The organism is Hahella sp. CCB-MM4 (genome assembly GCF_002260525.1).
Classification (GTDB): domain Bacteria; phylum Pseudomonadota; class Gammaproteobacteria; order Pseudomonadales; family Oleiphilaceae; genus Hahella.
This window is the reverse complement of sequence record NZ_MRYI01000027.1, coordinates 44,524-50,523: the sequence shown is the minus strand read 5'-3', so window position 1 is coordinate 50,523 and position 6,000 is coordinate 44,524. Positions and strand designations below refer to the sequence as shown.

At 45.5% G+C, this 6,000-nt stretch carries 7 protein-coding genes; 6 read left to right on the top strand and 1 reads right to left on the bottom strand.

All coding sequences use genetic code 11. The features are described from left to right. Positions 1-259: 259 nt before the first annotated feature. The 6 genes from BTA51_RS27630 (at position 260) to BTA51_RS27600 (ending at position 4,509) form a co-directional block, all read left to right on the top strand. The gene (locus BTA51_RS27630) at positions 260-436 is read left to right on the top strand and encodes a DUF3012 domain-containing protein (RefSeq protein ID WP_094712319.1); all 177 of its coding nucleotides are present in this window, start codon (positions 260-262) and stop codon (positions 434-436) included. Positions 437-638: 202 nt separating this feature from the next. After that, positions 639-1,181, top strand: a complete 543-nt coding sequence (locus BTA51_RS27625) for a hypothetical protein (RefSeq protein ID WP_141215692.1) — start codon at positions 639-641, stop codon at positions 1,179-1,181. A 157-nt stretch (positions 1,182-1,338) separates the two neighbouring features. After that, positions 1,339-1,998, top strand: coding sequence for a tetratricopeptide repeat protein (locus BTA51_RS27620; protein ID WP_168188322.1), 660 nt, complete (start codon positions 1,339-1,341; stop codon positions 1,996-1,998). A 459-nt stretch (positions 1,999-2,457) separates the two neighbouring features. After that, positions 2,458-2,946, top strand: a complete 489-nt coding sequence (locus BTA51_RS27610) for an HD domain-containing protein (protein WP_094712315.1) — start codon at positions 2,458-2,460, stop codon at positions 2,944-2,946. A 69-nt stretch (positions 2,947-3,015) separates the two neighbouring features. Then, positions 3,016-3,540: a hypothetical protein gene (locus BTA51_RS27605; protein ID WP_094712314.1), complete on the top strand. Its 525-nt coding sequence runs from the start codon at positions 3,016-3,018 to the stop codon at positions 3,538-3,540. Between the two features lie 201 nt (positions 3,541-3,741). After that, the gene (locus BTA51_RS27600) at positions 3,742-4,509 is read left to right on the top strand and encodes an ABC transporter substrate-binding protein (RefSeq protein WP_094712313.1); all 768 of its coding nucleotides are present in this window, start codon (positions 3,742-3,744) and stop codon (positions 4,507-4,509) included. A 728-nt stretch (positions 4,510-5,237) separates the two neighbouring features. Here the strand turns inward: BTA51_RS27600 and BTA51_RS27585 are convergent. Further along, on the bottom strand, positions 5,238-5,981 hold the full coding sequence (locus BTA51_RS27585) for an SDR family oxidoreductase (protein WP_094712310.1): 744 nt from the start codon (positions 5,979-5,981) through the stop codon (positions 5,238-5,240). Between the last annotated feature and the right edge of the window lie 19 nt (positions 5,982-6,000).

Here is a 6,000-nt window from a genome sequence, read left to right as displayed (position 1 = left end):
GAACCCCCATGGCGACCCTGGAGGAAGGGCAGCGAATCTGGAAGGAAAAGTTCATAGGCTGAACTTGACCTGACAGACACCTCCTAAAAACCGGTCACTGTCAGATCAGATCTGAACTTCTACATATAAAGAGTGTTGGGGTTATTCGTTTCCAATGGAAATCTATGAGAAGATAAAAATCGCTAGGTTCCCTGGTTAAGGTTCGAGGGGATTCAGCAAAGTTATTTTCTAACCCAAATGATACTCTCAGGATTCAAGAATGAAAAAGACCCTATGCCTTAGCCTGCTGGCTACATTGATATTTCTCAATGGCTGCTCTCCCGAAGTAGGTAGCAAAGCCTGGTGTGAGGACATGGAGGAAAAACCAAAAGGAGATTGGACAGCTAACGAAATGGCAGACTACACCAAGAGCTGTGTGTTTCGCTCGGATAGTTAGTAGAAATAAACAACCACATCCAAGGATATAATCTGTATCTGTGCCATGACCTGATAACGGACTATCAGTCTGGCGGTTTGCCTTCCTGTTATGTCCATTTCTTTAGTAAAGAGTTTTCGTTTTTGCTGTCGCGTAACCATATAGCCGCTGGTTTAGCGGTGAAAGATCGAATGGAACATCAAACAACAAAAAGGTAAACGACATGACATGTAGCAGCACAAAGCCCAATGCCAGGCACAGTGGTCTGTGCCAGGTGAACTATCCCTATGTGAGGCACGCGCCATCGAATAATATTCAGGCGTCAAGTCCAAGAAGCTGCACTCGCGGTGGATTGGCGGTACCGATGAGTGAGGTGAATCAGACGCTGGGGTATGAAGCAAATATGGACCTGATTAATCTGGACGATTTAGTCAATTTCGTCGACAACAGGGCGCGATTTGGTACCTATTGCCCTTTGCCCAAGACTGGACTTATGGGGCGTCGAAACCAGAACGAGCATTTTTGCGTTGATAAAGGTCGTCGTACGGTTGACGGTCGCCGTCTTGCCTGGTTATGGATTTTCCCTGATGGCCGGGTTCGTCCGTCCAACAAGAATATGGGGGATAACCCCACTATGGTTTGGACAAAGCAGCAAATCATTGATGCTTACCAAGCCGCAGGCAATCCCGCGTTACCCATGTTCACCCGCCATGTGGAAATACATGCGGAACTTGCTATCACTTTTTGTCTTCCTTATCCGTCCTAGAAAGCTTTAGAATTGGCCGCCTGAATGGGCTGGCCATTATAGTCAATGAGCGCCTGTCATAATCTTGTCAGGTGCTTTTTTATGTCTGGCTAAATTCGGTCATTTGAACCAAACAATATTAGCGGTCTAAAAAACGTCTAAACGGATGGAGCCGGATTTGAAACTATTTGCTGTTGTAATACTGAGTGCCACTCTTGCCGCCTGCGCAACCAAATCTCCAGATTATGAATTGTTGAAAGCCTACAATCGGGCGCGGTTTGCTTATGATGCGGGAGATTACGAGAAGTCATTCAGGGTGTTGTTAGCCCAGGCGGAAAAAGGCGATGCCAGGTTGCAATTTCTAATTGGTGCATTGTATGAGAGTGGTTCCGGGGTAAAGCTGAACTGGGCAGAGGCGGCAAAGTGGTACAGGAAATCAGCTGACCTGGGACATGCTGAGGCAATGAGTAGGTTGGCAAGGTTGTATACCTATGGTTATGGGGTAGAGAGAAATCGCGCGAAAGCCCTCGAGTGGTATCAGGCTTCGGCAGAGAAGGATAATCCGACAGGACTCTATGAACTGGCACGGATATACGAACGTGGAGATGGTGTTCAGAAAGACCCTGTCAGGGCAGTTCAACTATATAAAAAGTCTGCGGAGAATGGGCATGCTTATGCACAGCTGGCGCTTGGACGGATATATGAAAATGGTGACTTTGCTACCAAAGATCTGAAAGAGGCAGTGAAGTGGTATCGACTGGCCAGCGATCAAGGGATTTCTGATGCCAAATATGGAATTGAATTTATCTGTGAAGATCAACCCGTCTATTGCGAGTGAGACCCCAAAGGAAGCCGCAAAAATTCTGATAGGCGTTGTCTCCGAGACTATAGATTTACCCCCCGAGGCTTGGATTTACCCCAGAGATCTAGATTTACCCCAGGGACTAAAGAGTTACCCATCGGTCAATAATTCGGCAAGCAGTGATGAAAAATGCAGTAAGATTTTCCTTGTTTATTATTCTCGTCGGAGTAATCGCATTAGCATCGGTTATCTGGGATGCCTGGGATCTGACAATTGACGGGCCCCGATCATATTCAAACTTTGGCATCGCCTATGAAAACAGTCCGTTTCTCTTTGTCGGTATATTGGTTCTGAACCTGTTCTTCTGGAGTGGGGTGATTGCTGTCGGTGTGTGGACGTGGGTTGTCTCGTCAGGCGATCGTGATCCTAAGCGTAAAAGAAGATCATAATTGCGGTAATGAATCTTTTCATATGTCAGTAGTGGAAGGAGGTCATATGATTGATAAGGCTAGAGAGTTTGCCATTCGTTGTCATGGGGAGCAGCAATATGGGGCGTTTCCGTATTCTGTTCATCTGGATCAGGTGGCTAAGTACGCCTCTCAATACGGAGACACGGCAACGGTCGTTGCTTACCTGCATGATGTCGTCGAAGACACCGACACAACGCTGGACGAGATAGAAATGGAGTTTGGTTCTTTAGTATCTAAATGCGTGGGTATCCTGACAGATGAGCCTGGGCAAAATCGCCAGGAAAGGAAGCGAAAGACTTACGAAAAAATGTCAAAGGTTTCGGGTGAGCTTGAGCTGGCACTGATTGTTAAAGCGGCAGACCGATTAGCGAATATTAGGGCTTGCACCGATCACGAAAATAATGAACTGCTGACCATGTATGAAAGTGAGCACTCCATATTTAGAAAGGCGGCATACAGATCCGGTCTATGTGAAAAATTATGGCAGGAAATGGAAGCGTTGCTAGATAGTTGAAGAGTGCTTGAAGCTGGAAATATTTGATCAAGCAGGCGGACCTATTTTTGTGAAAGCCCGAAGTCTGTAGTGGTTGTGATGGTGTTTAAAGAATGGTTTAAAAAAGAAAAACCCCGGGTCTTTCTTGGCAACATACTTGTTGTGCCAAGGAATAGTTTCAAAGATATCGACGAATGGGGCTTTTTCCATCAGGAGAATCTTGGCGAAGCCTTGAATGAAGTGATCACGGATATCTTTCAGTTACCGTTGGCCAATAATGTTGATGACCCGAAGAAAACTGACTTGGTGGTTGACGTTGCTGTTGTTAAATATCAGTCCGGCGACATTGTGGATATTGGTCTACACGAAATTCCACTATTTTGGTTTTGGAGGCCTAAAGTCGAGGTTAGGGCCAGACTCTATAAATTAACTAGCGGGAAAACATTAGCGGTATTCACTTCAAAGGAGAAAATGAAGTGGGGGGAGTATTGGCGCAAGATGATGTCTTTGCGGGCGTTCTTTCGGTTTCGGCCCGTATTTGATAAAGAGGATATTCAAATATTGCTTTGCAAGTCCTGTATAAAGTTAGTGGAGAAAATGAAGAAAGCGATATGAGTTGTCCGGGTTTGACTCCACAAGTACTCAATAAGAACAGACTTTGCCAAAACTTCTTTTATAGTACTAATATTCATGGAAAGCCTCTTTTTTCGGTAGTTGAATAACGGTGATTCGAGAATGGGCTAACCTGATGTTGATAAAGGGATATATCCATTTTATTGCCCCGGAGTGATGTGAGCTTTCATCGGGAGGCGTTGAATGGGCTGTTGGTTACAGAAAGGTGTTTCCTACTTTCTTCTTCTTTTTCTCTCCCTCTTCCCATTGCAAAAGGGAATGGCAGAGGAACTTGTCGAGCTTTCCTCGACCGACTGGGAACCTTATGCAGGGGAACAGTTGGCCAACTATGGGTTCTTTTCAGAAATCGTTACCGAAGCTTTCAAGAGAGAAAACTACAAAGTCCAATATAGTTTTCGCCCTTGGACCCGGGCATTAAGAGATGCCCGGGAAGGGAAGGTTCATGGAGTGATGGTAGCTTACCGGCAGGCAGAGCGGGAGAAGTATCTGGCCTATCCTGATGTTGTATTACACGTCAAGGAAGAGTTTATTGTTCTCAAAGATCGGGCTGTTACATATACCGGAAAACTACGTGACCTGGGCAAACTGTCGATAGGTGTATTGCGTGGTTCTCTCGAAGCGGATGAGCTAAATGCTGCGGGACTGAATACGGTGCAGGTATATCGGCTGATTGACGGCGTGAGAATGTTATCCAGGGAAAGAATTGATGCCGTTTTACTTCCAAGAATCGTTTATTCCTATTACGTTACCCAGCTTGATCCGAATATTTTCAAGCGCCCCCAAATAAAGATTCTTGAACCGCCCTACAAAACCTATGAACTGTATGTGGCTTTTTCCAAAAAGAAGCCCAACTATGTGAAATTAACAGAAGACTTTAACCAGGGCCTAAAAAAAATAAAGCAGGATGGTACTTTTGATAAGATTATCCATCAGTATGTTTGGGATGAATAAACGGTCGATATAATCAGTGTGCTTCTTCATGCCAATATTCGCTTTCCTGAGTATTGATGCTTCTGATATCTATTAAAAGTTTGTGCTTCATATTATTCTGGGCAGCAATGAACATATCCTCGATCATATTCTTAGCATTTATTGCCGTCGTTACAGTCGGTGTATTGTTTTTTCTAGTAAGAATTCTCTTTATCCGCCAAATTAGAGCGGAACAAGAAGTTCGTATCTCAAGAAGGGATGCACTAGAGACAGTAGTTGGCGTATCTGGTGTGCTCATATTGATATGGTTTAAAGAACAAGGCGAAAACTGGGCTGCAGCGCTGCTAGGGGTTGTTCTATTGTGTGGCAAGATGTATCTGATATTTAAAAGTAGTGCATCAAGTTTGCCCGAAAATGATCGTAGGTAGATAAAAGGACCCTGTAGAGTGTCTCAATTGGAAGTTGCGAGTCTCCTGGGAGATTTTTTAGATCCCATATTTTCTGCAGTACTCAGGTTGTTGCTTAGAATTGTAGGCTGCCAAATTGAATGCGATGAGGGCGAAGGTACCGTAAGGGTTATCGCTTTGATTGGTATATTGATTTTAATCAGTACGATTGTATATGCCCGCCTGTTCCGCCAGAAATAGATCAACCTTTAAATCGTAGAAATTAAGTGTACCTGAGTATGAATCGCCCTTGGGATAAAGGGCGATTGACATAGTTGACTATATTAAGTCGATGAACGCCGTTTAAAGCGATTCGGCTAACGCAACAGCATCAGCTCCGGCAGCTATGCGAACTGGGCTGGCCGGTTCGTTTACGGCCCTCCACACAGCTTCGGCCACTTCCTGCGCCTGAGTAATTTCAGTTGAGTCTTCCCAACCTGCAAATACTTTCTGCGTCAAATCCGCGTACGCCTCCGGAAACGCATCCTGCATTCGAGGCCTAGCGTTTTCGCCGAAGCGGGTCTCCGGGGATCGTCCCGGCAACACCAGATTCACTCGAATGTTAAATGGCTGAAGTTCGAAAGCCAGAGACTCAGTGAATGCGTTAATTGCTGCTTTACTTGCCGTGTATACGGAAAGCAGTGGAAGCGGCTTCAACGTGACGCTCGATGTGACATTCACGATGACGCCAGACTTTTGTTGCCTGAAATGAGGCACCACCGCCTGGGTCATTGCGATCGTACCAATCGTATTGGTTTTAAAAACCTCTCGGGTGATTTCCTGTGAAGTGCCTTCCAAAGCTCCCAGCATGCCGATACCGGCATTGTTGACCAGGACATCAATTGGTCCTGCGGCATTGACTGCCTTGCGAATGCTTTCCGGGTCTGTGACATCAAGCGCCAGAATACGCAGATGTTCAGATTCCGGTAGAACATCATTTCGTGGTGTGCGCATCGTGGCAATCACCTGCCATCCGCGATCAAGAAAGAGACGTGCGGTTTCCAGGCCGAATCCGGATGAGCATCCAGTAATAAGAATCGTTTTCATATGAATACCTTCAGTTGGT

What these genes read in the sequence shown, in the direction of transcription:
- BTA51_RS27630 (WP_094712319.1), top strand. Translation starts at nt 260, where the DNA reads ATGAAAAAGACCCTATGCCTTAGCCTGCTGGCTACATTGATATTTCTC.
- BTA51_RS27625 (WP_141215692.1), top strand. Translation starts at nt 639, where the DNA reads ATGACATGTAGCAGCACAAAGCCCAATGCCAGGCACAGTGGTCTGTGC.
- BTA51_RS27610 (WP_094712315.1), top strand. Translation starts at nt 2,458, where the DNA reads ATGATTGATAAGGCTAGAGAGTTTGCCATTCGTTGTCATGGGGAGCAG.
- BTA51_RS27600 (WP_094712313.1), top strand. Translation starts at nt 3,742, where the DNA reads ATGGGCTGTTGGTTACAGAAAGGTGTTTCCTACTTTCTTCTTCTTTTT.
- BTA51_RS27585 (WP_094712310.1), bottom strand. Translation starts at nt 5,981, where the DNA reads ATGAAAACGATTCTTATTACTGGATGCTCATCCGGATTCGGCCTGGAA.